Genomic DNA, 24,973 nt, shown 5'->3' with positions numbered 1-24,973 from the left:
GACGAGGAAGATGGATCGCACGAGCGTCGACTGGCACGGCTACATCCCGGCCATCACGACCCCGTTCACCCGGGACGGCGACTTCGACGCCGCCGCCTTCGAGGGGCAGATGGGGTGGCTCGCCGACGAGGGCATGCACGGCGTCATCCTCGCCGGGACCTCGGGTGAGTGGTTCAGCCTGAACGAGGACGAGCGGGCCGAGCTGTTCGCGCAGGGCGCCCGGTTCGGCGCCGGCATGCGCGTGCTCGGCGGCTGCAACGCCTTCACCGCGGCCGAGGCGATCCGGCACGCCCGCGCGGCCGAGCGGGCGGGCCTCGACGGCATCCTGCTCACCCCGCCGCCCTACCTCGTGCCGAGCCGGGCCGAGGTCGTCGCGTTCTACCGCGAGGTCGCCGCCGGCACGGAGCTGCCGATCTGCGTGTACAACTGGCCGCGCGGCTGCATCGTCGACCTCGACGTCGACACCCTCGCCGAGCTCGCCGAGATCGACAACGTCGTGGCGATCAAGAACTCCACCGGGAACTTCGCCGGCTTCCTCGCCGGGCTGTACGCCCTCGGCGACCGGGTGCGCTACTTCGGCATCCCGACGAGCGAGCTCGGCGCCGACCTCGTCGCGCTCGGCCGCGGCGACGGGCTGATGGGCTCCGGCGCCCCGCTCGGGCGCGACCACCCCGACTTCTGGAACGCCCTCGCCGCCGGCGACCGGGACCGGGCCGTCGAGCTCGGCGCCCGCGACCGCGTCGTCATGACCCGGTGGTTCGCGCCCGACTACGGCGCGAAGTTCGGCAACCAGCAGGCGATCATGAAGACGGCGCTGCGGCTGCGCGGCGTCTCGGCCGGCTACGTTCGGCGCCCCCTCCTCGAGCTCGACGACGCGCAGGTCTCGATCGTCCGCTCGACCCTCGAGGACCTGGGGATCGCGACCGTCCCGCTCTCGTGAGCGAGCGATACGACAGCATCGTCGTCGGCGGCGGACTGCTCGGCGCGGCGCTCGCCTGGATGCTCGCCCGCGAGGGCGCGCGCGTCGCGCTCCTCGAACGCGACCAGTTGAACCAGCACGCCTCGGGGCAGAACGCCGGGAGCCTGCACTTCCAGCTCGAGTACCGCATGGTCGAGCACGGCTGGGAGTCGGCGCGGACGGCGGCGGAGGCGATGCCCCTGCACCTCGAGGCGGCACGGGAGTGGGCGGCGCTCGGCGACGAGCTCGGCGAGTCCCTCGGCGTCGCGCAGCGCGGCGGGTTCATGCTCGCCGAGACCGCGGAGCAGGTCGAGGTGCTGCGGCGGAAGACCGGGCTCGAGCAGGAGTGGGGCCTCGACGTCGAGCTGCTCGACGGCGACGAGGCGCGCCGGCTGGCGCCGTACCTCTCCGACTCGGTGCTCGCGGCCGCCTACTGCCCGATCGAGGGCAAGGCCGACACCCGGATCGCCGGCCCGGCCCTCGCCCGCGGGGCGCTGCGGCTCGGCGCCGAGGTGCGCACCCGCACCGAGCTCGTCGGGCTCGAGCGGGCGGCATCCGGCTGGACGGTGCACGCGGTCGAGCGCACGGGAGAGGCGGAGCGGATGCTGCGCCTGGAGGCCGACACCGTCATGCTCGCCGCGGGAGTCTGGACGACCCGGCTGGGCCGCCTCGTCGACGCCGCGCTGCCGACGATCCCGCTCGCCCTGATGATGAGCGTCAGCGCCCCGACCGCCCCGTTCGTGCCGCACCTCGTGCAGCACGCCGGCACGAAGCTCTCCCTGAAGCAGGCGGCGAACGGCACCGTGCTGATCGGCGGCGGTTGGCCCGCGCGGCTGCCGCTCGGACCCGACGGCGCCCCCGACCTCGAGAGCCGCCCGACCCTCGCGCGCGAGTCGCTCGTCGGCAACGCCGCGGCCGCGATCGGCGTGGTGCCCCGCACCGCCTCGCTGCCGATCGTGCGGAGCTGGGTCGGCACGACGACGGTGACCCCGGACCAGCTCCCGCTCGTCGGCGAGGTGCCCGGCACGCCCGGGGTCTACGTCGCGACCGGCGGCTCGGCCTTCACCCTCGGGCCGAGCTTCGCCCGCTCGCTCATCGCCCTGGCCGACGGCCGCGCCCCGGGCATCGACCTGCGCCCCTACGACCCGGCACGATTCGAAAGGCTGAGCCATGCACGACGCTGACGCCCCCGACGGGCGGGCGACGCGCCTGCCCTCCGAGCGCGGAGATGCGGTGGAGATCACCGTCGACGGGCGGCCCGTCGCCTGCTTCGCGGGCGAGACGGTCGCGACCGCGATGCTCGCCGCCGGGGTGCCGGCGTTCTCGCACCGGAACGGGGAGCCGCGGATCCCGCTCTGCAACATGGGCACCTGCTTCGAGTGCGGCGTCACCGTCGACGGGGTGCCGCTCACCCGCTCGTGCCTCGCCCCCGTGCGCGACGGCATGCGGATCGAGACGAGCGAGCGATGACCGCCACCCACGACCTCGTCGTCGTCGGCGCCGGGCCGGCCGGGGCCGCCGCCGCCCTCGCCGCCGCCGAGGCGGGCCTCGACGTGCTCGTCGCCGACGAGCAGCGCGCGCCCGGCGGGCAGATCTTCCGCACCACGCCGCCCGAGTTCGGCGCCCGCCGGAAGCTGCCCACCGGTTACCCGTGGGCCGGCGAGCTGCTCGACCGGGCGCGTTCGCACCCGGGCATCACCTGGCGGCACGGCACGACGGTGTTCGGCATCCTGCCGGTGCGAGCGGAGGCGGCGGATGCCCCGGCTGGTGCCGGTGCCGGCGCTGGTGCCGGTGCTGGTGCTGGTGCTGGTGCTGCGGGCTCCGCCCCGGCGGCCTTCGACGTGCTGACGAGCGACGCGGCCGAGCCGGCCGGCGCCGGGCGCGTGCGCGCCCGCCGGGTGCTCGTCGCCGCGGGCGCCTACGACATGCCCGTGGCGATCCCGGGGTGGACCCTCCCCGGCGTCATGATGGCCGGCGCCGTGCAGGGCTTCCTGAAGTCGCAGCGGCTGCGCGTCGCCGACCGGATCGTCCTCGCCGGCTCGCACCCCCTCCTCCTCATCGTCGCCGACCAGCTGCTCGCCGCCGGGGCGCGGGTCGAGGAGGTCGCGATCGCCCGCGGCATCCCCTCGCCCGTCGAGCTGCTCCGCGCCCTGCCCGCCGTTCCGGGGCACGTGCGGCTCCTCGCCGAGCTCGCGGGCTGCGTGCTGCGGCTGCTGAAGGCCGGCGTGCGGATCTCGACCGGCACCGTGCCCACCGAGGTGCTCGGCGACGGGCGGGTCACGGGCGTCCGGCTCGCGCCCGCCGACCGCGGCTGGCGGCAGACCGGGCCCGCGCGCACCGTCGACGCGGACGCGCTCGTGCTCGGCTACGGCTTCCACCCCTCGACCGAGCTCGCGCGCCAGCTCGGCTGCGCCCTCGACTGGGACTCGGCGCAGGGCGGCTGGATCGTCCGCCACGACGAGCGGCTCGAGACCACCGTGCCCGGCGTGCACGTCGCCGGCGAGCCGAGCGGCGTCGCCGGTGCCGAGCAGTCGCGCGCGGAGGGCGAGCTCGCCGGACTCCGCATCGCCGAGGCGCTCGGCCGCACCGTGCCGGAGCGTGCGCTCGCCCGGGCGCAGCGCCGCATCCGCTCGGCCGCCCGCTTCTCGACCGTCGTGCAGCGCATGTTCGCGCCGCGTCGCGAGGCGCTCCTCGAGCTCGCGACGCCCGCGACGGAGATCTGCCGCTGCGAGACCGTGACCCGCGGCACCATCGACGGCTTCCTGGCGGAGAACCCCTTCGCCGGGACCGCGGATGCCGTGAAGCTCGCCTGCCGGAGCGGCATGGGCCCGTGCCAGGGCCGCTACTGCGAGTCGGCGGTCGCTGGCCTCGTGGCGAAGGCCCGCGGCACGGGCGTCGGACAGGCGGGGCGCTTCGCCGCGCACATCCCGGTGAAGCCCGTGCCGCTGCAGGCGTACGCCGCGCTCGGCGACGACCCGGACCCCTTGGTGCCCTGAGCCCAGCGCTGGTTCCCTCAGCTCGGTGCTGGTTCCCTGAGCTCGGTGCTGGTTCCGTGAGCTTGTCGAAGGGAACCACGCCTCACCCCCGCTTCGACGAGCTCAGCGAACCATGCCATCCCCGCTTCGACGAGCTCAGCGAACCATCCCGCCCCCGCTTCGACGAGCTCAGCGAGCCATCCCGCGTGGCCGGATGTCGCGCCAGTTCGGCAGGCTCGACGGTGCGCTCCGGCCCCCGACGCAGCAGAATGGGCGGGTGACTCGCCGGGGGATCATCCTGTTCGCCGCGCTCGGGATCGCGTGGGGCATCCCGTACCTCTTCATCAAGGTCGCGGTGACCGAGCTCGACCCGGGCATGGTCGTGCTCGCGCGCTCGGGGCTCGCGGCGGTCCTCCTGCTACCGCTCGCCCTGTTCCGCCATCAGGTCTGGCCGGTGCTGAAGCGCTGGAAGCCGATGCTCGCGTACACCCTCGTCGAGATCGTCTTCCCCTGGTACTTCCTGAGCTCCGCCGAGCAGCACCTGCCGAGCTCGACCGCGGGGCTGCTGCTCGCCGCGGTGCCGCTCGCGGGCGTCGCGATCGCCTTCCTCATGGGCCGGCCGGAGCGGCTGTCGGGGGTGAACTGGCTCGGCATCCTCCTCGGGATGCTCGGCGTCGCCGCCCTCGTCGGCCTCGACATCGCCGGCTCCGACCTCTTCGCCGTCGCCGAGATGGGGGTGGTCGTCGTCGGCTACGCCCTGGGCCCGGCCATCCTCGCCCGGTGGATGTCCGACCTGCCCGGCATCGGCATCGTCGCGGTCTCGCTCGCGGGCGCCGCGCTCGTGTTCGTGCCCTTCGTGCTGCTGACGGGCGGGGTGCCGACGAGCTGGCCGTCGACGGAGGTCGTCGTCGCGGTGCTCGTGCTCGCGGTCGTCTGCAGCGCCCTCGCGTTCCTCCTCATGGTCGGGCTCATCGCGGAGATCGGCCCCGTCAAGGCGACGACGATCACCTACGTGAACCCCGCCGTGGCGATCGTCGCGGGTGTGCTCGTGCTCGGCGAACGGGTGACCGTGTGGACGATCGTCGGCTTCGTGCTCGTCCTCCTCGGCTCGTACCTCGTGACCCGGAAGCGGCAGGATGTCGCGATCGGGGAAGCAATCGCGCCGTCCGAGCGTTCCCCTTCCACATGACGACCCTCGGAATCATCGGCGCAGGACACATCGGCAGTCAGCTCGCACGGGCGGCGGTCGCGAACGGCTACGAGGTGGTGATCGCCAACTCCCGCGGACCCGAGACGCTCGCCGAGCTCGTCGCGGAGCTCGGACCGCAGGCCCGCGCGGCGACCGCGGCGGAGGCGGCGGAGGCCGCCGATCTCGCCGTCGTCACGGTGCCGTTCAAGGCGTATCCGGCGATCCCGGTCGAGCCGCTCGCCGGCAAGATCGTGATCGACACGAACAACTACTACTGGGAGCGCGACGGGCACGTGCCCGCCCTCGACGAGGGCCGCGACACCGTGAGCGGCATGCTCCAGGCGCACCTGCCGACGAGCCGCGTCGCGAAGGGCTTCAACCACATCACCGCCGCCGACATCACGACCGAGGGGCGCCCGGCCGGCACCGCGGGTCGCCGCGCGCTCGCCACGGCGAGCGACCACGAGGATGCCGCGGCCGCCGTCGCCCGGCTCTACGACGAGTTCGGCTACGACACGGTCAACGTCGGGCCGCTCGCCGAGAGCTGGCGGGTCGAGCGCGACCAGCCCGCGTACTCGGCGGGCGCGCAGACGCGCGAGGAGCTCGTCGCGAACCTCGCGAAGGCCGAACGCGCCGCGTAGGCGCGCCCGAGCGTGCTGCGCGCTCGCGCGTCAGTCGCGCTGCTCGGCGGCCAGGATGACGAGCGGTGAGGTCGGGAACGCGATCGCCTGATTGCTCTCGTAGGCGAGCACGACGGCATCGTCGACGACCCTCGCGGTGACCCCGGTCTCGCCGAAGAGGCCCGAGGGGATCTCCCAGCTCTCGGTGCTCTCGCCCGTCTCCGGGTCGATGCGGTTGAGCGCGGCGTCGCCGTTCACGAGACCGATGCTCAGCGCGTAGAGCTCGCCGTCGGTGCCGACGCTGACGTCCTGCAGGGTCGCGGTGAACGGTGCCGGCGGCGTGGTGCGCCAGCGCTCCTCGCCCGTGGCGAGGTCGTAGCCGACGAGATCGACCGAGCCGCCGTCGGGGTCCTTCGCGCCGGTGACGAGCAGATCGCCGACGACCTCGTACGCGCCGTGCCCGCTCGTGAGCCCTGCGGCGAACTCGACCCCCGTGCTCGGTGAGATCGGCGCCGGCATGCGCCCGGTCTCGGGATCGAGCCGGCCCAGCACGGCGCCGCCGCCCGCCAGCTCGGCGATCGCGAGGACACCGGGTTCGCGCTCGTCGACGAAGAGGAACGGATCGGATGCGTCGAGCTCGCCGACGCCGAGCGAGGCGTTGCCGTCGATCGTGTCGCCGAACTTCCAGACCACCTCGGCGTCGGCGCCGTCGACTCGGACGCCGTACACGTCGGATGCGGGAGCATCGCCGAGCAGCTCGCCGTGCAGCAGGGTCGTGACGAGCAGGCCGGACCCGGGGTCGACGGCGAGCGAGCTCACGTGCGCCCGGCCGCCGTCGTCGTCGGTGAAGGCGCCCAGTTCCTCGCCGTCGAGCACCGGCACCGGCTCGCCGGTCTCGGGATCGAGGAAGCCGAGGCCGTGGAACGAGGTGACGAACCACAGCCGGCCGTCGACCGCCGCGGTGCCGGTGACCTGCTCGTAACTCTTCGTGCCCTGGTATTCCGCCGTCACGAACTCGAAGCCGTCGACCGCCTCGCCGCTCTCGAGGTCGTAGACGACGAAGCGCGCGCAGGCTCCGCCGCCCTCGATGCCGGTGAGCAGCACGAGCCGCTCCTCGGAGAGGAAGAACGGATCGCCGCACGGGCCCCAGTCGGCCGGGCCACCGGCCGCCGACCAGGCCTCGTCGAGCGTGGCCCGCTCGAAGACGGTGAGCGCGCCGTCGGGTGGGGAGACGACGGCGATCCACTTCTCGGAGATCGAGACGCCCGGTTGCATGATCGGGCTCGTGCTGCGATCGACGTCGCCGACCTGCGGCGCCTGGTACACCAGCTCGAGTTCGCCCGCTGGGAGCGGCGGCGTCGCGGCCGCGCTCGGCGGCGCGCTCGGTGTCGGTGTCGCGGTGGGCGGCGCGGTGCACCCGGTGAGTGCGGCGAGTGCGAGTGCGCCCGATGCGAGTACGCCCGATGCGCGTGCGGCAGTGCGAAGCTTCGGCATGGTCTCCCCCGTCTGGCATCCCCAGTGCTGCCGGGTCCACTGTAGCCCGTTCGGGGGATCAGCGGGCGAGCACCGAGCGCAGCCATTCGACCACGATCTCGTCGTACGCGCGGGCGTCGTCGGTCTGCGGGGCGGGCTCGGTGCCGGGCCACTCGGCGAGCGCGTGCTCGACGCCGGGCACGTAGCGCACCTCGGCGACGTCGAGCGGCTCGAGGGCCTGCACGGCATCGAGGAACGGGGCCTCGTCGGCGTCGCCCTCGACGACGAGGACCGGGCTGCCGAGCGCCCGGAGCTCCGCTGCGCGCGCCACGAAGTCCATGCGCCCGGCGACGGCGCTCGAGGCATCCGTCCACGCGTAGGGCTGCGGCAGGAACTCGGCCATCGCGTCGATCATGGGCCGCAGGCGGAGCATCGGGTTCAGCAGCACCGTGGCCCGGAGGCCGTGCGCCGCGCCGTGGGCGATCGCCACCTCGGCGGCGACCGAGGCGCCGGCGGAGCCGCCGAGCGCGACGAGCGGGGCGTCGGCGCTCGCGCCGAGCCGCTCGCGGATCTCGGCGAGCGCGGCCGGGAACTCCGCCGTCGCCTGCTCGTGCATGGGGCCGAAGAACTCGGTGACCAGGTCGATGCCGCTGCCGAGCAGCGCCTCGAAGTCGGCGTGGACGGCGCGCGCCCCGCTGAGCGGCAGCCCCAGGTAGACGACGTGGGCGTCGAGGCCGGCGAGGGGCAGCGCCGCCGCCATCGCGGCCGGGGTGTTCGGCGGGTCGAGCAGGTGCCAGGCGACGACGATCGGCGCGTCGGGGTGCGACGCCGCACGTGCCGCGTAGGGGACTCCGGTGCCGGTCGTGCCTGCGATCTCACTCATGGGGCGACGCTACCCGCGGCCGCCGACACCCTCACCCGTCGTGCACGTCGAGCGAGACCTCGACCGTGTCGCCCTCGCCGACGGATTCGGCGCGCAGCACCGCCTGCTTGAGGGGCAGCACGTAGACCTCGCCGCTCGGGAAGATCGAGGTGCTCCAGGTGCTGCCGCCGAGCGAGACCGTCACCTTCACGGCGCCGAAGCCGCGGGGCATGCGCGGCTGGTCGGAGATGTCGGCGCTCGGCTCGGGCGGCACGTCGACGAAGAACCAGTTGCGCCTGGCCGCCCACTCGTAGATCTCGGCCTCGAATCGGATGCGCATGCGCCGAGCGTAGCGGCGACCGCCGACGCGCGGTGCTGGATGCCGGGCGCAGCCCGCGGAGGCGGGGACCTCCCGGCGGCTCGTCTTCGTCCGGTTGCACGACGGATGCCTCGACGCGCCACCTGCTCCGGCGCGGCGCGCGTTCCGTCGTGCAACTCGCAGATGTCGGGGGCGCGGAGGCGGGGCGCGGGCGCGGGGTGCTACTGCGCGGCGGCGAGGATCTCCCGGTGCAGGGCGAGCAGCCCGGCGGTGCGTTCGGCGGGGCCGCGGCCGAAGCCGCACTCGGTGCCGATGCCGAACTCGGCGACGCCCGCGGCGGCGAGGGCCTCGCGCGCGGGAGCCAGCCGGGCGAGCGCGCCCTCGACGCCGTCCTCGTGGTGCACGAGCCCGAGGAACGGCACGGTCTCGGCGGGCAGCGCCCAGCCCGCGAGCGGGGCGGCGTACGCGGCATCCGTCCGCTCGATCGGCACCGGCAGGTGCACCCAGTCGATGCGGCGGGAGACCGCCGTGCCGAGCGCGTTCGCGACGGCCACGAGGCGACCGGCGTCCTGCGGCTCGACGAAGTGCTTCTCGCCGACATCGCCATAGCAGAGGTGGAAGCCGAGCTCCGCGCCCTCGGGCACGGCGTCGGCGAGCTCGGCGGCGAGGCGGGCGACCTCGGCAGCGAGCGCGTCGGGGGCGGTGCCGTCGGCGTCGTCGCCGGCCGCGGCCGCGAAGAAGGCCTCGAGCGGGCCGCCGCCGAGGCTGATGCCCTCGAGGTAGGCGAACTCGGTGGCGAGGTCGAGCTGCACCGCGAGGTCCGCGGCGGGGATCGCCGCCGTGATCGCGCGCAGCTCCGCGACGAGGGCGGCGGCGTAGGCCGGGTACACGGCGGCCCGGTCGCCGGGCGCGACGAAGCTCGTCACGGGGGCGAGCGGCGAGGGCAGGCAGACCTGGAAGCGGGTGCCGGCGGGGATGACGCCCGCCTCGCGCAGCCGCACGAACTCGGCGTGGCTCTCGATCGCGGCGGCCGCGTAGCCGAGCGGCCCGAAGACGAGCTCCGACGCGGGCACGGTGCCGTCGAGGAGGAGCGGCCGCAGGTCGAAGCCGGCGACCACGATCGGATCGATCGGCGCCCGGCTGAGCCCGGCGACCCGGTCGAAGGCCGCGCCCTGGAACAGGATCCAGTGGAAGCGCTCACCGACCTCGCCGTCGGGGATGCGCGGGAGCGCCTCGCCGAGCTCGCCCGCGGCGAGGCGGAAGACCGCCTCGGCGGTGGGCTGGTTGACGGATCCGACGAGGTGCGCGCCGGCGACGCGGGGGAGCTGGGGCATCCGATCAGCCTAGTCCGGCGCACAGGTCCGAAACCCGCTGCCCGACCGGGCCTCCGCCCGCCGCCGCGCGGCGAGAATGGGAGCATGACCCGCCGTCACGCCACCCTGCCGACCGCGCTCGGCGAGCTCCTCGTCGTCGCGGACGACGGGGGCGTCGCGGGCCTCTACTTCCCCGGCCACTGGCATCCGCCGGCCGCGGGCACGCTGGGGGCGGCGACGGATGCCTCGGCCGACCCGGTGCTGATGGAGCTCGCGCGCCAGCTCGACGACTACCTCGCCGGGCGGCGCCGCGAGTTCGACGTGCCGCTGGACCCGGCCGGCGACGAGTTCGAGCACCGGGTGTGGGCGATGCTGCGGGAGATCCCCTTCGGCGAGACGACGACGTACGGCGAGCTCGCGCTCCGGCTCGGCGACCGGAACCTCGCCCGCATGGTCGGCCGGGCGGTCGGGCACAACCCGATCAGCATCCTCGTGCCGTGCCACCGGGTCGTCGGCGCGGACGGCTCGCTCACCGGCTACGCCGGCGGCCTCGAGCGCAAGCGCACGCTGCTGGAGCTCGAGGGCGCGGAGGTGGTCGCGCAGCGCCGGCTGTTCTGAGGGCGGCGTCGCGCTGAAACCGAGCGCGGCGGTGCGCTGCACGCGAGAGCGGGGCGGCGCATCGCGCGCCGCCCCGCTCCGTGGCGTCCGGGCTACGGCGTCGCGCGGCGGCGGCGGCGGATGCCGAGGCCGGCGAGCAGTGCGCCGAGGGCGAGGACGAGTGCGCCGATCCCGGCCCAGAGCCCGGCAGGCACGCCGGTCTCCGCGAGGTCGCCGGCCGACGAGCCGGTGCCGGGCCCACCGGTGCCGGTGCCGGGTCCGCCCGTCCCGGGTCCGCCCGTCCCGGGTTCGCCGGTGCCGGGTCCGCCCGTCCCGGGTCCGCCCGTGCCGGGTTCGCCGGTGCCGGGTCCGCCCGTCCCGGGCTCCTCGGCCGCGCGCACCGTCACCGTCGCCTGGGCGGTGAGCAGCTCCGCGCCGTCGGCGGCGACCAGCCAGGCCGGTCGCTGCACCGCGCCCGTCGCCCGGTAGTCGCCCGCGCGCTCGCCGTCGTAGTCGGCGAGCGACCAGGTGACGGGCAGCTCGTGATCGGCGCCGTCCTCGTCGCGCAGCACGACCGTGGCGGGCAGTGCGGCGAGCGCGTCGGCCTCGCTCGTGCCGTGGTCGACGGCGACGGGCGGCACCTCGGCGACGGCGGACTCGGCGGTGAAGTCGGGCTCGTCGCCCACGAGGGCGCGGTAGACCATCGCCGAGACCGGCGCGAGGTCGGACACGTCGTACTGCGCGCCGGCGAAGCCGTTCGGCGGGCTCACGACCGGCGAGTGCCGCATGTTCGTGAGGATCGTGATCGTCATCTGGTGCAGCGGGTCGATGACGGTGAGCGTGCCCGTCCAGCCCTGGTGGCCGTATGTGCTGCGGCTCGGTCCCCAGTTGAAGTAGTAGTACGCGGCGGCGTTCTGCGAGTGCAGGCGCCAGCCGAGGCCGATCGTCGAGCCGCCGAGCCCCGAGGGGCTCACGGCGAAGGGCTGGACGAAGGCATCCGCCACGTCCTTCGAGAAGTACTCGCGCCCGTCGTAGACGCCGCCGTTCAGCATCAGCTGGGTGAGCACGGCCATGTCGCCCGCCGTCGAGAAGAGCCCGGCGTGGCCGGCGACGCCGCCCATCGAGTAGAACGCCTTCTCGTCGTGCACCTCGCCGCGCAGCGTGGTGTCGCGGATCGGCACGGGCGTGCCGTCGCCCTGCACGCCGAACGAGACGTTCCCGTCGCGGGTGTTTCCGTTCAGCTCGGTCGCGGCGATGCGGGCCGGGTCGACGCCCGCCTCGAGCGGGCGGAACCCGGTGTCGGCGAGCCCGAGCGGGCCGTAGAACTCCTGCTCGAGGTAGACGTCGAGGCGCTGGCCGGTGACCTGCTCGACCAGCAGCCCGAGGATCATGTAGTCCACGTCGCTGTAGGCGAAGACGGTGCGCGGGGTGTAGCGCAGCGGGGTCCGCGAGATCGCGTCGATGATGCCGGCGCGCTGGTCGGGGTCGTCGTTCTGGTACCAGAGGCCGCCCGCCGAGGCGAGGTTCGGGTACTCGGGATCGGGGATCATGCCGCCGACGTGGTGCAGGATGTCGCGGATCGTCACGGTCTCCTTGCCGGTGTACACGGCGGGGATGCCGCCGGGCCCGCCGACGGTCCACTTGCCGGTGTACTCGGAGTTCGCGTCGGTGAAGCTCTCCCAGCCGGGGAAGCTCTGCAGGGTGCGGTCGAGGTCGAGCCGGCCCTCGCTGACGAGGCGCTGGATGGCGTAGTTCGTCGCGTACATCTTGCTGTTCGAGGCGAGGTCGAAGACGGTGTCGCTCGTCGCGGGGGTCCACTCCGATCGGGGGAGGAGCGCGGCGGGCACGGTCTCCCCGTCGGGGCCGGTGCTCGTCGAGTACTTCTCGGCGAAGCCCCAGGCGTCGTCCTTCACGAGGCGTCCGTCCTTCGTGACGGACACGGCGACGGCCGGGCCGCCGGCGTCGACCTGGCGCTGCACGAACGCGTCGAGCTCGGCGAGCTTCGCCTCGTCGAAGCCGACGCTCGCGGGGGCCGCCTCGACGAGGCGGTCGTGGGCGACGGTCTGCGGCTCGAGCAGGTACGTGCCGGTCGGGTGCACGAGGGTGCCGAGCTGCAGGGTGCGCTCGATGGCGCCGAGCGAGAGGTAGTACTCGCCGCCGTCGCGGAAGCCCTCCACGTCGTCGAAGACGAGGTCGGTGTAGGCGTTCAGCATGTTCCCGGTGACGTTCGAGCCGATCCGGTTCGTGTCGACGGCGATCTCGAAGTAGTCGCGGCCGCGGTACAGGGTGAGGACGTCGAGGCTGCCGGTCGGCGAGCCGTCGAAGCGGTAGCCGTTCTTGCCGTACTGGAAGCGGAGGTCGACGAGCTCGGCGAGGGCGCTCACCGGCAGGTAGGCGCGGCGGTCCTGCACGCGGAGGTCGGCGGGGTCGATCGCGATCGGCTCGCCGTAGACGCGCGGGTCTCCGTCGACGAGCCAGACCTCGGCCGCGCCGCCCTCGGCCTGCACGTAGCGCAGGTCGTCGGCGAACGCGGAGTCGCCGGTGACGCGCAGGCCGACGCTGCCGACGAGGGGTGCGTCGAAGGCGAAGCTGGTGACCTCGCCGTAGGCGTCGGCGCTCACCTCGCTCGAGCTCGGGGCGGTGCCGTCGAGCAGCTGCGCGGTGATGGCGCCCGCGGGGGCGGCGGTGGCGTCGCTGTAGTGCACGACGAGGCCCGGCGGCGGCGCGGCCTGGGCCGCGGGCGCGTCGACGAGCAGGGCGAGGGCGAGGGAACTCGCCGCGACGACGGCGAGCCGTCTCATGATCTTCACGTTGAATGCTCCAGTGCGTTCTGACGGGAATCGTGTCGGCGGGTACGCCGCATCGGCGCCCGACCGGAGGGCTCGGGATCGGAGCCGGGGGAGTCGGTCGAGGGCGTTGATGGAAGAAATTATCAGAACTGCGCGAAATGGTGAAGTATTTTTTCAGACCAGCCGAAGGTGACTCGGATGCCCCGGCGGCACCGGCGCGGACGGGCTCAGCCGTCGAGGCGGTGCGCCTGCACGGCCTCGTAGGTGAGCCGCAGCAGCGTGCCCGCCCGGTCGATCTCGCCCTGGAGGAGCCGCACGACGAGGAAGTCGACGATCGCCATCTGCGCGAGCCGGCTCGACATCGCGCCCGTGCGGTAGCGCGACTCCCGGGCGCTCGTGACGAGCAGCCGGTCGGCGGCCGCCGCAAGCGGCGAGTCGGGGTAGTTCGTGATCGCGACCGTCGTGGCACCGCGGCTGCGGGCGAGGGTCAGCATCTGGTTCGGCTCGAGCGTCTGGCCCGAGTGCGAGATGCCGATCGCGACGCTCCCCGGGCCGGTGAGCGCGAACGAGGTGAGCGCGAGGTGGGCATCGGTCCAGCAGAAGCTCGGGATGCCGATGCGGTGCAGCTTCAGCTGCAGGTCCTGGGCGGTGAGTCCGCTCGAGCCCGCGCCGAAGATGTCGATGCGCGGCGCCGTGCGGAGCGCCGCGACGACGGCGTCGAGGGCGTCGAGATCGATGCCGCGGGCGGTCTCCTCGATGGCCCGGGCCTCCTGGTAGGCGACCTTCGTGACGACGTCGAGGGCGGAGTCCGTCGCGTCGATCTCGGCATCGTCGACCCGGAACAGCTCGCGGGCGGCCTCCTCGCGGCTGTTCGCCGCGGCGATCGCGATGCGGAACTCCTTGTAGCCGGCGTAGCCGACCGCGCGGCAGAACCGGGCGACGGAGGCGGGGGAGGTGGCGGCGAGCTCCGCGAGCTTCGTGATCGTGGACTCGACGACGACGGCCGGGCGCTCGAGCACGAGCTCGGCGATGTGGCGCTCCGACTTCGAGAGCTGCGGCATCCGCTGTCGGAGGGCGACGAACACGTCGGTCATGAGCGGCCTCCCACGGCATCGGCGACGCCGGAGGGGCGTCGCGGCCGGCGGGATCTGCGCCCACCGCGGGGCACCGGCCTGGAGTCGAATACTACCCACCCCGGCCCCTCGCGGCCGGGCGCACACGGAGGAGCGGCGAGCGGATGACGCCGGGGCCCGCTCATCGCCCGGCCGCCTCGGCGACGCGGGCGCGGAGCGCGTGGATCGCCTCGGAGTCCCGCGACGGATGCACGCGGTTCACGAGCAGCACGAGCGAGCGCCGTCCGCCCGGCTCGGTGACGAACGCGGTGCCCGTGAACCCGGTGTGCCCGGCGGTCCTCGGGCCGAGCCCGCGCATCCAGCCCTCGTCGAGGCGGGGGCCGAGCGCCTGGCCGTACCCGGGGTCGTCCGGCATCCCGATCGCGGTGGTGAGCGCCTCGACCACCGCGGGCGCGAGCCCGGGCGCGTCCCCGTCCGCGCCGCCGAGGCGGAGCGCCTCGGCGAAGCGCAGCAGGTCGGCCGCCGTGCCGAAGAGGCCCGCGTTGCCGCTCACCCCGCCGAGCGCCGCCGCGGTCTCGTCGTGCACCTCGCCGTGCACGAGCCCCCGCTCCGGCTGCCACTCGGTGGCGGCGATGCGATTGCGCAGCCCGGCTCCGGGGCGGAAGCCCGTGTCGTGCATGGCGAGCGGGTCGAGCACGCGGCGGCGGACGACCGCGTCGAGCGGCTCGCCCGCGAGGGCTTCGGCGGCGAGGCCGGCCCAGATGAAGCCGACGCAGGAGTACCGGTGCCCGGCCCCGGGCGGCGCGACGGGGCGCGCGCCGGCGCGGAACCGGGCGGCGCCCGGATCGGGGTCCCGGTCGAACCACTCGGCCGCGAAGCCGGCGGTGTGGGAGAGCAGCTGCGCGACGCGGACCGCGCCGAGCGCGGGCGTGCGGAACTCCGGCAGCAGCTCGGCGAGCGGGAGCTCCGCGTCGAGTCCGCGGGCGTCGAGCTCCGCGAGGAGCGCCGCCGCGACGATCGGCTTCGTCACGGAGGCGAGATCGAAGCGGGTGGATGCCTCGACCGGCGACGGCGCCCGATCGGTCTCGACGCCCGGCGCATCCCACCGCCGGACGACTCCGGCGTGATGCTCGACGACCGGGCGCCCGTCGAGGGCGAGGATCGCGGACGCGGCCGAGCCGGTGCCGCGGCGGAGGGCGTCGTCGACGATCCCCTCGATGGTGACGGTTTCGCAACGCATATGAAAAAAATAATCCCTGAACTTCCCAAACGCGACACTTTTGTACATACTGAGTCGGAACCAGCCCGCCGAAGTGAAGGATTCAGCACCGCTGATGAGCACCAACGACCTCCTGCTCGATCGCCGAAACGACGGCGAGCGCCCGCTCTCGCCCACCGAGGAGCGACTCGAGGCCTCGTCCGAGCTCGACGCGAAGTCGAGCCTCGAGGTGCTCCGGCTCCTGAACACCGAGGACCGGGTGGCCGTCGAGGCGGTCGCCGCCGTCCTGCCCGAGCTCGCCGAGCTCGTCGAGATCGCCGCCGAGCGCTTCCGCCGCGGCGGCACCGTCCACTACTTCGGCGCCGGCACCTCCGGCCGGCTCGGCGTGCTCGACGCGGCCGAGCTCCTGCCCACCTTCAACCTCGAGGCCGGCCGCGTCGTCGCGCACATCGCCGGCGGGCCCGCCGCCCTCGTGAACGCCGTCGAGGACGCCGAGGACTCCGAGGCCGAGGGGCGCGCCGCCGCCGCCGGGGTCGGCCCCGACGACGTCGCCATCGGCCTCGCGGCGAGCGGCAACACCCCGTACGTCGGCGGCGCGCTCGCCGCGGCGCGGGAGGCCGGCGCCCGCACGGCCCTCGTCTCCAGCAACCCGAACGCGGCCCTCGCGCCGCTCGCCGACCTCGACCTCGTGCTCGCCACCGGCGCGGAGGTGCTCACCGGCTCGACCCGGCTGAAGGCCGCGACCGCCGAGAAGCTCGTGCTGAACGGCTTCTCCACCGCGCTCATGGTCGCCGTCGGCCGCACGTGGTCGAATCTCATGGTCGACGTCGTCGCCACGAACGACAAGCTGCGCCTGCGCACCGTCCGCATCCTCGAGGAGGCCACCGGCCTCGACCACGACGCGGCGCTCGAGCTGCTCGGCGCCGCGGACGGCGAGCTCAAGACCGCCATCGTGGCGGCGAACGGCGGCCTCGGGATCGACGAGGCCCGGCGGCTCCTCGCCGCCCACGGCGGCGCCGTCCGCGACGCGCTCGCCGCGGCATCCCACTGACCTGCACCATCCCCCATGCACCACCACAACGAAGGAGAATCACGATGAGGCGACGTATCCTTGCGAGCGCGGCCCTCCTGGCCGGCTCCGCCCTCCTGCTCAGCGCCTGCGCGCCGAGCGGATCGAGCGGCGGCGAGCAGGCGAGCGGCGACGACGTCACGCTGAAGGTCTGGTCCTGGCGCACCGAAGACGTCGAGGCGTACAACACGATCTTCGACGTCTTCGAGAAGGAGCACCCCGGCATCACCGTCGAGTTCGAGGCGTTCCAGAACACCGAGTACAACCAGATCCTGACCACCGGCCTCGCCGGCAGCGACGGCCCCGACGTGCCGATGGTGCGCGCCTACGGCCAGCTGCAGCCGAACATCGAGGCCGGCCAGCTCGAGCCGATCGACGGCGACGTCGACGGCCTCGACGGCATCGCCCCGAGCGTCATCGCCGGTGCGAAGGGCAAGGCCGACGGCAAGACCTACGCCGTGCCGCTCGCGACGCAGACGCTGCAGATGTTCTACAACAAGCAGATCTTCAAGGAGCAGGGCCTCGAGGTGCCGACCACCTGGGCGGAGTTCATCGACGTCCAGGAGAAGCTCCTCGCCGCGGGCATCACCCCGATGGCGCTCGGTGCGAAGGACGACTGGATCCTCCCGATCTTCGCCGACATCGTGGGCAGCGCCCGCTACGGCGGCTCGGAGTTCGAGGAGCAGGTGCTCTCCGGCGCGACCGACTTCACCGACCCGAACTACGTCGCGTCGCTCGGCATCATCACCGAGCTGCAGAAGTACCTCACCCCCGACGTCGTCGGCGTGAGCTACACCGACAGCCAGATCCAGTTCACCTCGGGCCAGGCCGCGCAGTTCCCCGGCGGCTCCTTCGAGATCGCGACGTTCCGCAACCAGGCGCCCGACCTCGACCTCGGCTCCTACCAGGTGCCGGTGCCGGACGGCGCGGTCCTCGACGCCCCGGTGTCGCCCGCGTACGCCGACGGCAACTTCGCGATCAACGCCAAGTCGAAGAACAAGGAGGCGGCCCTCGAGCTGCTGAACTGGTTCGCGACGCCGGAGTTCGGCCAGCTCGTCGCCGACGAGCTGAACCAGTTCTCCGCGATCCCGGGCGTCGAGTACGAGGATGCCGTGATGAAGGAGGCGTGGGCGAACTACGAGAAGGGCCAGGCGCCGTACCTGCTGCTCGTCGACTTCCGGTACGGTGAGCCGCTCGGCACCGCGGTGCTCGGCGCCGAGGTGCAGAAGATGTTCCTGGGGCAGACGGACGCCGCCGGCGCCGCCGCCGCGCTCCAGACCGGCATCTCGCAGTGGTTCACGCCCGGCGAGTGATCGCCTCCCCCCAGCACACCCGATAGCGAGGAACGAAGACCATGTCCGCCACCACCATGACCACGGCGCCCCGTCGCCGAGGGAACACGGGCATCGCCCTGACCCGACGGGCGGGCATGGTCTTCGTCCTCCCGGCGCTGATCCTCTTCGGAGTGTTCATCGCCTACCCGCTGCTCACGGCGCTCAGCTACTCGTTCTTCGGGTGGACGGGCATCGTGCGCGGCGACTTCGTCGGCATCGAGAACTACCTCACGCTGTTCACGAAGCTCCCGTACAGCGAGGACATCCCGAACGCCTTCGTGCACAACGTGCTGCTGTTCGTCGGCGCGATGCTGTTCCAGAACACGGTCGGCCTCGGCCTCGCGACCCTGCTCCACCGGGTGCGCCGCTTCAAGCGCTTCTTCCAGACGATGTACACGCTGCCGTACCTCGTCTCCCCGCTCGTCATCGGCTACCTCTGGTCGCTCATGCTCTCGCCGCTCTTCGGGCCGGTGAACGCCGTGCTCCGCACGATCGGCCTCGGCGACGTCGCCCAGCCCTGGCTCGGGAACCCGCAGACGGCGATCTGGGTGGTCGTCTTCGTCACCGCGTGGCAGTGGATCGGCTTCCCCGTCCTCCTCTACGGCGCCGCCCTCGGCGGCATCCCGGAGGAGATCGAGGAGGCGGCCTCGCTCGACGGCGCGAGCGCCTGGCAGCGGTTCCGCTCGATCACGCTGCCGATGCTCGTGCCCGCGATCGGCACGGTGAGCGTGCTCACCTTCATCGGGGCCATGGAGGCCTTCCCGATCCCGTACGCGCTCGGCGGCTCGCAGGGCAACCCCGCTGGCGCGACCGATGTGCTGAGCCTCCTCTTCTACCGGACCGCGTTCGAGTCCGGCTCCTCGAACGCCATCGGCACGAGCTCGGCGATCGCGACCCTGCTGTTCCTCTTCATCTTCGGCATCTCGATGCTGATCACCTGGCTCATGCGCCGGGCCGAACGGAAGCTCTTCTGATGACCGCGACGATCTCCCGAAGCACCGCCGACGCGGCATCCGAGGGCCGGAAGCCGGGCCGCCAGCGCACCGCGCCCCCGCGCCGCCGCCAGAAGGTCACCGCGAGCGGGGTCGCCTCGAGCACCTTCCTCTGGCTCTACGCCGCGATCTCGATCGCGCCGCTGCTGCTCATGCTGTCGAACTCGCTCCGCACCACGCAGGACATGGCGAAGCACCCGCTCGGCCTCCCGCTGCCGCCCGACTTCACGAGCTACCAGAAGGCGTGGATCACGGCGTCGTTCGACACCTACTTCTTCAACTCGATCTTCGTGACGGTCGCCTCGGTGCTGCTCTCGACGGCGGTGTCGCTGCTCGCGGCGTACGCCTTCGCCCGCACGAAGTCGAAGCTGTTCGCGACGCTCGAGGGGCTCTTCCTCTCCGGGCTGATGCTGCCGGTGTACCTCGCGATCCTGCCGCTGTTCTTCCTGCTCGACTCCGCCGGGATGATCTCGAACCTCGGCGGGCTGATCCTCGTCTACGGCGCCCTCGGCATCCCGTTCTCGACGTTCGTGCTCGCGAGCTTCTTCCGGCAGCTGCCGATCGAGCTCGACGAGGCGGCCCGCCTCGACGGCGCCGGGCCGTTCGCGACGTTCTGGCGGGTGCACCTCCCGCTCGTGCGCCCGGCGATCGCCACGGTGATCGTGTTCCGCTTCGTGCCGGTGTGGAACGACTTCTTCTACCCGTTGATCCTCATCCGCGACCAGTCGGCATACACGCTCCCGGTCGGCATCACCCGCTTCTTCGGCGAGTACCAGACCGACTGGGCGACGCTCTTCGCGGGCCTCACGCTCGCGACGATCCCGCTAGTCGTGCTGTTCCTGCTCGCGACGAAGCAGATCGTCTCGGGCCTCACCGCCGGCATGAGCAAGTGAGTCTCCGCCTCGGCATCGACCTCGGCGGCTCCGGCAGTCGTCTCGCCCTCGTCGGCGGCGCCGGGGCGCGGCGCGAGCTCGCCGGGGAACGGGTCGGGGTGACCGGCGCGGGCAGCTCGGCGCCGGCGACCGCGCTCGGACTGCTCCGCCTGGCGCGGGAGCGGTGGCCCGAGGAGCTCGCCGCGGTCGAGGGGCTCGGCCTCGGCTCCACCGGGCTCGGCACGCTCGTCGCCGACCCGGCCGCCCTCGCCGGCGCGCTGCGCGCGGAGCTCGAGCAGGGCCGGCCAGCGGACGCCCCGGCCCCTGCAGTGGCGGTCGCGATCGACGCGGTCACCGCCCACCTCGGCGCCCTCGGCGGGGAATCCGGCGCGATCGTCGCGCTCGGCACCGGGGCGATCGCCTTCGGCTCGGACGGGCACCGGATCTGGCACCGCGTCGACGGCTGGGGGCACCTGCTCGGCGACCGCGGCGGCGGCGCCTGGATCGGTCGCGCCGCGCTCGAGGCGGCGCTCCGGGCGCACGACGGGGTGGATGCCTCGGGCCGCGCGCTCCTCGACGCCGCCCGCGCCCGCTTCGGCGAGCCGCTCGGCTGGCCGGCCCAGCTCTACACCCGCGACGACCGGGCCGGCGTGCTCGCGGGCTTCGTGCCCGACGTCGTGGCGCTCGCCGCGGCCGGCGACGGGGCCGCGCTCGCGATCGTGTCCGCCGCGGGGGAGGAGGCGGCCCGGAGCGGTGCGGCCGCCCTCGTGCCGGGGCTCGCGCCGCGCGTCGCGGCGACGGGCGGACTGTTCCGCGCCGGCGGGGCGCTCGCGGAGCGCTTCGCGGCGACGCTCGCCGAGCTGCGTCCCGATGCCGAGCTCCGCGCACCGCTCGGGGATCCGCTCGACGGCGCGCTGCTGCTCGCCGAGCGCGCGGCGGGGCGCGAGCTCGTCGCCCGCGCGCCGTCGCTCTGGCTTTCCTGAGCGGCGATGGGGCGCGCCCGAGCGGCGACGCGGCTCAGCTGCGCCGCCGGGCCTCGCTGACGCTCGCGGCGAGGCGGGACAGCCCGCGTTTGATCGCCTCGGCCTCCTCGGGGTCGAGGTGGCCGTACCAGAACGACTCCCGCGCGTTGTAGTCGCGGTAGACCTCGTCGCAGGCGCGCTTGCCCTCCTCGGTCGCCTGGATGACGATGCTCCGGCCGTCCTCCGGCGACGGCGAGCGGTCGACGAGCCCGTCGGCCTCGAGCCGCTTGAGCAGGGCGGACACGGCGGCGCGGCTCATCCCGGTGAGCTCGGTGACCCGGAGCAGGGTCGACGGCCCCACGGTCGTGAGCACGAGGAGCACCCGGAGCGCGGCGGAGCTCATCCGCTGCTCGAGCTCGCCGCGGATGTCGTAGACGATGAGCTCGAAGGCGCGGTGCAGAGTCATGAAGAACTCGGCGGCCTCGAGGTCGAGCCAGGGCCGCTGCTCGCCGGCGTTCTTCGCGAAGTGGTCGACGAACGACCAGTAGTCGACCTCGCCGGCGTCGGGGGCGGAGTCGAAGTCGGGCGCCGGTGAGCGCCCCGTGCTCGGGCGGTCGGCGGGGCCGCTCACGGCCGGGTTCCGTGCTGCGCTGCGATCAGGATCCATCCCACTCCTCGGCTGGCTGGGGCGCCCGCGACGCACGTCGACGTGCAGGCGATTCCCCGATCATACCCAGCCGCGGGCAATTTAGTTCACATATTGACTAACGCGGCGGGGCGTGGGTATGGTCGCCTCACACCGCCTCTCTGAAAGGACGAGCAATGAAGCTTTCCCCCCGTCGCTCCGCTGTGTTCGGCGGCGCACTCGTCGCCGCATTCGCCCTCGGGCTGACCGGCTGCGCCCAGTCCGGCGCCGACGCCGCCGACCCCCTCTCCGCCGCGCTCGCCGAACCCGGCATCCTCATCACCGCCGACAGCGGCAGCGTGAAGCCGCTGAAGTACACCGAGGGCGGGAGCGGCGAGATGAAGGGCGTCATCCCCGACCTCACCCGCGAGTACGCCGAACGGCTCGGGCTCGAGGTGCGCTTCGAGAAGGTGTCCTCCGACGCCGTCATCCCCGGCGTCCTCGCCAACCGCTACGACGTGGCGCTCGCCGCCGGCGACTTCGCCGAACGCCGCAAGACCCTCGACTTCGTCGACATCGTGAAGGGCGGCGTCGTGCTCGTCGTCCAGGCGGGCAACCCCGCCGGCGTCACCGGCCGCGACGACCTCTGCGGCCGCAGCCTCGCGATCGTGAAGGGCAGCATCCAGCAGGGCTACGCCGACGAGGAGCAGCAGGCGTGCACGGCCGCCGGCAAGCCCGCGATCGACATCCAGGGCTACGCCGACGGCCCCACCGCCACCCTCGCCCTGCAGAGCGGCCGCGTCGACGTCGAGTGGTCCGACCTCGCCGTCGCCAACCAGCTCGTGAAGGACAGCCCGGACGCGTTCGAGCTCGCCGGCGAGGCGGAGCTCCTCGCCCCCTACGGCGTCGGCATCCCGAAGGAGAAGCCCGAGCTCACCGAGGCGATCCACCGCGTGCTCGCCGAGATGAAGGCCGACGGCACCTACGACCGCATCCTGGCCGAGTGGGGCCAGGAGGGCCTCGCGCTCGAGGAGATCGAGATCAATGGCTCCGACTTCTGAGTCCCTCGCGGCGCCGGCCACCCCGGCCGGCGCCGCGAGCGGGGAGCGGCGCGAGTACCGCTTCGCCAGGCCGGTGCGCTGGAGCTGGTGGATCTCGGGCGGCGTCTTCGCGCTCGTCCTCCTCGGCGTCGTCGACTTCCTCGTCAACGGGCGGAACTGGCAGTGGGACGTCGTCGCGGAGTATCTCTTCCACCCCGACATCCTCGCCGGCCTCGGCAACACGATCGTCCTCACGATCACCTGCGCCGTCACCGGGCTCATCATGGGCGGCGTCGTCGCCTTCCTGCGGATGTCGTCGAACCCCGTCTTCCGGGTCATCGGCGCCGTCTACATCTGGCTCATCCGCGCCATCCCGGCCCTCGTCCTGCTGCTGTTCATCTTCTTCCTCGCGGCGCTCCTGCCCCAGATCCCCATCGGGCTCCCGTTCCTGCCGCCGTTCGCGACGCTGCCGACGAACACCCTCATCTCCCAGTCCACCGCGGCGGTGCTCGGGCTCACCCTGATCCAGGGCGCGTACATCGGCGAGATCTACCGCGGCGGCATCCTCTCGGTGCCGCGCGGCCAGCTCGAGGCCGCCCGCTCGATGGGCATGACCCACTGGCAGGCCATGCGCCGGATCATCGCCCCGCAGTCGATCCGGGTCGTCATCCCGCCGCTCGGCAACGAGATGATCACCCTCTTCAAGAACACCTCGCTCGTGTTCGTGATCGGGTACACCGAGCTCCTCACGACCGTGCAGCTCATCTACGGCGAGACCTACCAGACCATCCCGCTGCTCGTCGTGGCGTGCATCTGGTACCTCGCGCTCACCAGCATCGCGATGCTCGGCCAGCGCCAGCTCGAGAAGCGATTCGGAAAGGGGTTCCGCGGTGTCGACGACTGACCCGGACCGGGCGCCGCTCGTGCGCGCCCGCGACGTCGAGAAGCGCTTCGGCGAGCACACCGTGCTCTCCGGCATCGACCTCGACCTGCACGAGGGGCAGGTGATCAGCCTGCTCGGCCCCTCCGGCTCGGGCAAGAGCACCTTCCTCCGCTGCATCAACCTGCTCGAGCAGATCGACTCCGGCGAGATCCGCTACCGCGACGAGGTGCTCGGCTTCGAGCTGCGCGACGGGGTGTACCACCCGCTCGCCGAGAAGCGGAAGAGCCGGCAGCGCGTGCACTTCGGCATGGTCTTCCAGCAGTTCAACCTGTTCCCGCACCTCACCGCCCTCGAGAACGTCTGCGAGGGGCTGCGGGTGGTGCAGCGGCAGTCGAAGACCGAGGCCGAGGAGCGCGGACGGTTCCTGCTCGACCGGGTCGGCCTCGCCGACAAGGCCGGGCAGTACCCGGCGATGCTCTCCGGCGGCCAGCAGCAGCGCGTCGCCATCGCGCGCGCCCTCGCGCCGCGCCCCGCGGTGATGCTCTTCGACGAGCCCACCTCGGCCCTCGACCCGGAACTCGTCGGCGAGGTGCTCGACGTCATGCGCGAGCTCGCCGACGCCGGGATGACGATGCTCATCGTCACCCACGAGATGAACTTCGCACGCGAGGTGAGCGACGCGGTCGCCCTGCTCGACGAGGGGCGGATCGTCGAGTTCGGCGCCCCCGAGCAGGTCCTCACCGCCCCGCAGTCCGACCGCGCGAAGGCCTTCGTCAACGCAATGAAGAGAAAGTGAACGACAGAACCATGCGAACCATCGGCACCACCGGCATCGAGGTCAGCGAACTCTCGCTCGGCTCCTGGAACACCTACTCGCGACTGAGCTTCGAGGCGAACGTCGCGCTCGTCGACCACGCGTACCGCAGCGGCATCCGCTTCTTCGACGTCGCCTACTACCGCGACAAGCCGCACACCGAGGTGCTCTTCGGGCGGATGCTGCAGGAGGCGTCCTTCGGCCGCGAGGACATCGTCCTCGCCGAGAAGGTCTGGTTCTTCGACTACCCCGAGCGCTCGCTCGCGGCGCAGCTCGACGCCTCGCTCCGCCGCCTCGCCGTCGAGCGGGTCGACGTCATCATCGTGGAGCACCCGCGCGAGGGCATGGACGTCGAAGCCCTCGCGGAGGAGGCCGCCGGCCTCGTCACCTCCGGCCGCGCCCGGGTCTGGGGCGGGCTCAACTGGCGCCCCGAGCTCATCCACCGCGCCTGGAGCCACTGCCGCGAGCGCGGGCTGCCGACCCCCGAGCTCGTGCAGCTGAAGTACTCGCTCGTGCGGCAGAACGTCGTCGACGGACCCGACTACACGACGGTCCTCGCCGAGACCGGGATCAGCGTGCACGCCTCCGACAGCCTCGAGGGCGGCATCCTCACCGGCACCCTCGCGCCGGTCCGGACGATCGGCCTCGACATCGGCGGTATCCGCGAGGAGATCCGCGCCCGGGTGCCCGCGATCCAGGCGGCGGCCGCCGAGCTCGGCGTGACGGCGGCGGAGTTCGCGATCGCCTTCGCCGTGTCGAAGCCCGAGGTGTGCTCGCTGTTGTTCGGCGCGACGCGGCCCGAGCAGATCGACGCGAACCTGCGCGGCGTCGCGCTCGCCGCGGCCCGTGGCGACGAGGTGCGCCGGCTCGCCGCCGGGCTCGGCATCGACGCGCACGAGATCGACCCGCCCTACGCCCACGCGGCTCCGCTCACCGAGGAGTTCGTGGCCTGAGCCTCTGCGGGATGCATCCGCTGCGATGCGAGGAGGGGCGGC

At 73.2% G+C, this 24,973-nt stretch carries 24 protein-coding genes; 16 read left to right on the top strand and 8 right to left on the bottom strand.

Translation table 11 applies throughout. The features are described 5' to 3' along the window. Positions 1 to 10 precede the first annotated feature (10 nt). From ROT00_RS04360 to ROT00_RS04335, 6 genes are all read left to right on the top strand, one after another. Complete coding sequence (locus ROT00_RS04360) at positions 11 to 940, top strand: dihydrodipicolinate synthase family protein (RefSeq protein WP_404772623.1); 930 nt, start codon at positions 11 to 13, stop codon at positions 938 to 940. Beyond that, the gene (locus ROT00_RS04355) at positions 937 to 2,142 is read left to right on the top strand and encodes an NAD(P)/FAD-dependent oxidoreductase (protein WP_404772621.1); all 1,206 of its coding nucleotides are present in this window, start codon (positions 937 to 939) and stop codon (positions 2,140 to 2,142) included. Before ROT00_RS04360 ends, ROT00_RS04355 begins: the two co-directional genes overlap by 4 nt. Further along, positions 2,129 to 2,428, top strand: coding sequence for a (2Fe-2S)-binding protein (locus tag ROT00_RS04350; protein WP_404772619.1), 300 nt, complete (start codon positions 2,129 to 2,131; stop codon positions 2,426 to 2,428). The genes ROT00_RS04355 and ROT00_RS04350 overlap by 14 nt, the downstream gene beginning before the upstream one ends. After that, positions 2,425 to 3,954, top strand: coding sequence for an FAD-dependent oxidoreductase (locus tag ROT00_RS04345; RefSeq protein ID WP_404772617.1), 1,530 nt, complete (start codon positions 2,425 to 2,427; stop codon positions 3,952 to 3,954). The genes ROT00_RS04350 and ROT00_RS04345 overlap by 4 nt, the downstream gene beginning before the upstream one ends. 256 nt (positions 3,955 to 4,210) lie before the next feature. Further along, the gene (locus ROT00_RS04340; protein ID WP_404772616.1) at positions 4,211 to 5,122 is read left to right on the top strand and encodes a DMT family transporter; all 912 of its coding nucleotides are present in this window, start codon (positions 4,211 to 4,213) and stop codon (positions 5,120 to 5,122) included. Then, positions 5,119 to 5,763, top strand: a complete 645-nt coding sequence (locus ROT00_RS04335) for an NADPH-dependent F420 reductase (protein WP_404772614.1) — start codon at positions 5,119 to 5,121, stop codon at positions 5,761 to 5,763. The genes ROT00_RS04340 and ROT00_RS04335 overlap by 4 nt, the downstream gene beginning before the upstream one ends. Positions 5,764 to 5,793: 30 nt before the next feature. On the opposite strand, the gene ROT00_RS04330 is transcribed toward ROT00_RS04335, so the two are convergent. From ROT00_RS04330 to ROT00_RS04315, 4 genes are all read right to left on the bottom strand, one after another. Further along, on the bottom strand, positions 5,794 to 7,236 hold the full coding sequence (locus tag ROT00_RS04330; RefSeq protein WP_404772612.1) for an outer membrane protein assembly factor BamB family protein: 1,443 nt from the start codon (positions 7,234 to 7,236) through the stop codon (positions 5,794 to 5,796). A gap of 58 nt (positions 7,237 to 7,294) precedes the next feature. Next, on the bottom strand, positions 7,295 to 8,098 hold the full coding sequence (locus ROT00_RS04325) for a hypothetical protein (protein WP_404772610.1): 804 nt from the start codon (positions 8,096 to 8,098) through the stop codon (positions 7,295 to 7,297). Between the two features lie 31 nt (positions 8,099 to 8,129). Then, on the bottom strand, positions 8,130 to 8,417 hold the full coding sequence (locus tag ROT00_RS04320) for a DUF1905 domain-containing protein (protein ID WP_404772609.1): 288 nt from the start codon (positions 8,415 to 8,417) through the stop codon (positions 8,130 to 8,132). 200 nt (positions 8,418 to 8,617) lie between these two features. Next, the gene (locus tag ROT00_RS04315; RefSeq protein WP_404772608.1) at positions 8,618 to 9,730 is read right to left on the bottom strand and encodes a hypothetical protein; all 1,113 of its coding nucleotides are present in this window, start codon (positions 9,728 to 9,730) and stop codon (positions 8,618 to 8,620) included. 84 nt (positions 9,731 to 9,814) lie between these two features. Between ROT00_RS04315 and ROT00_RS04310 the strand changes: the two genes are divergently transcribed. After that, on the top strand, positions 9,815 to 10,327 hold the full coding sequence (locus ROT00_RS04310) for a methylated-DNA--[protein]-cysteine S-methyltransferase (RefSeq protein ID WP_404772606.1): 513 nt from the start codon (positions 9,815 to 9,817) through the stop codon (positions 10,325 to 10,327). A 92-nt stretch (positions 10,328 to 10,419) separates the two neighbouring features. Here the strand turns inward: ROT00_RS04310 and pbp4b are convergent, their stop codons facing one another. From pbp4b to ROT00_RS04295, 3 genes are all read right to left on the bottom strand, one after another. Then, positions 10,420 to 13,107: a penicillin binding protein PBP4B gene (gene pbp4b / locus ROT00_RS04305; RefSeq protein WP_404772966.1), complete on the bottom strand. Its 2,688-nt coding sequence runs from the start codon at positions 13,105 to 13,107 to the stop codon at positions 10,420 to 10,422. Between the two features lie 215 nt (positions 13,108 to 13,322). Then, positions 13,323 to 14,189, bottom strand: a complete 867-nt coding sequence (locus ROT00_RS04300; RefSeq protein WP_404772604.1) for a MurR/RpiR family transcriptional regulator — start codon at positions 14,187 to 14,189, stop codon at positions 13,323 to 13,325. Positions 14,190 to 14,349: 160 nt separating this feature from the next. Beyond that, on the bottom strand, positions 14,350 to 15,408 hold the full coding sequence (locus tag ROT00_RS04295; protein WP_404772602.1) for a serine hydrolase domain-containing protein: 1,059 nt from the start codon (positions 15,406 to 15,408) through the stop codon (positions 14,350 to 14,352). Positions 15,409 to 15,502: 94 nt separating this feature from the next. Here ROT00_RS04295 and ROT00_RS04290 point away from each other — a divergent pair, with 94 nt between their 5' ends. The 5 genes from ROT00_RS04290 to ROT00_RS04270 are packed head-to-tail and all read left to right on the top strand — an operon-like array spanning position 15,503 to position 20,637. Next, on the top strand, positions 15,503 to 16,438 hold the full coding sequence (locus ROT00_RS04290; RefSeq protein ID WP_404772600.1) for an N-acetylmuramic acid 6-phosphate etherase: 936 nt from the start codon (positions 15,503 to 15,505) through the stop codon (positions 16,436 to 16,438). 44 nt (positions 16,439 to 16,482) lie between these two features. Further along, entirely contained in the window at positions 16,483 to 17,769 is a 1,287-nt protein-coding gene (locus tag ROT00_RS04285; RefSeq protein WP_404772598.1) for an ABC transporter substrate-binding protein, read from the top strand. 41 nt (positions 17,770 to 17,810) lie between these two features. Next, positions 17,811 to 18,764 (top strand): carbohydrate ABC transporter permease, encoded by a 954-nt coding sequence (locus ROT00_RS04280; RefSeq protein ID WP_404772596.1) that lies wholly within the window; start codon positions 17,811 to 17,813, stop codon positions 18,762 to 18,764. Continuing rightward, positions 18,764 to 19,675, top strand: a complete 912-nt coding sequence (locus ROT00_RS04275) for a carbohydrate ABC transporter permease (RefSeq protein ID WP_404772595.1) — start codon at positions 18,764 to 18,766, stop codon at positions 19,673 to 19,675. The genes ROT00_RS04280 and ROT00_RS04275 overlap by 1 nt, the downstream gene beginning before the upstream one ends. Further along, a complete protein-coding gene (locus tag ROT00_RS04270) occupies positions 19,672 to 20,637 on the top strand; it encodes a BadF/BadG/BcrA/BcrD ATPase family protein (RefSeq protein WP_404772593.1) in 966 nt (321 codons plus the stop codon). The genes ROT00_RS04275 and ROT00_RS04270 overlap by 4 nt, the downstream gene beginning before the upstream one ends. A gap of 34 nt (positions 20,638 to 20,671) precedes the next feature. Here the strand turns inward: ROT00_RS04270 and ROT00_RS04265 are convergent, their stop codons facing one another. Then, positions 20,672 to 21,283: a MarR family winged helix-turn-helix transcriptional regulator gene (locus ROT00_RS04265; protein ID WP_404772591.1), complete on the bottom strand. Its 612-nt coding sequence runs from the start codon at positions 21,281 to 21,283 to the stop codon at positions 20,672 to 20,674. Between the two features lie 155 nt (positions 21,284 to 21,438). On the opposite strand from ROT00_RS04265, the gene ROT00_RS04260 reads away from it, so the two are divergent. From ROT00_RS04260 to ROT00_RS04245, 4 genes are read left to right on the top strand one after another with little or no spacing between them, the layout of a single operon-like run. Continuing rightward, a complete protein-coding gene (locus tag ROT00_RS04260) occupies positions 21,439 to 22,302 on the top strand; it encodes an ABC transporter substrate-binding protein (protein WP_404772589.1) in 864 nt (287 codons plus the stop codon). Continuing rightward, positions 22,286 to 23,185 (top strand): amino acid ABC transporter permease, encoded by a 900-nt coding sequence (locus ROT00_RS04255; RefSeq protein ID WP_404772587.1) that lies wholly within the window; start codon positions 22,286 to 22,288, stop codon positions 23,183 to 23,185. Before ROT00_RS04260 ends, ROT00_RS04255 begins: the two co-directional genes overlap by 17 nt. After that, a complete protein-coding gene (locus ROT00_RS04250; protein ID WP_404772585.1) occupies positions 23,172 to 23,960 on the top strand; it encodes an amino acid ABC transporter ATP-binding protein in 789 nt (262 codons plus the stop codon). Before ROT00_RS04255 ends, ROT00_RS04250 begins: the two co-directional genes overlap by 14 nt. Further along, positions 23,957 to 24,931 carry an aldo/keto reductase gene (locus tag ROT00_RS04245; RefSeq protein WP_404772583.1) on the top strand — a complete coding sequence of 325 codons (975 nt, stop codon included), beginning with the start codon at positions 23,957 to 23,959 and terminating at the stop codon, positions 24,929 to 24,931. Before ROT00_RS04250 ends, ROT00_RS04245 begins: the two co-directional genes overlap by 4 nt. Positions 24,932 to 24,973 lie beyond the last annotated feature (42 nt).

The sequence above is a fragment of the Agromyces mediolanus genome, from assembly GCF_044917495.1.
Classification (GTDB): domain Bacteria; phylum Actinomycetota; class Actinomycetes; order Actinomycetales; family Microbacteriaceae; genus Agromyces; species Agromyces mediolanus_B.
This window is presented reverse-complemented; position numbering and strand designations above follow the sequence as displayed.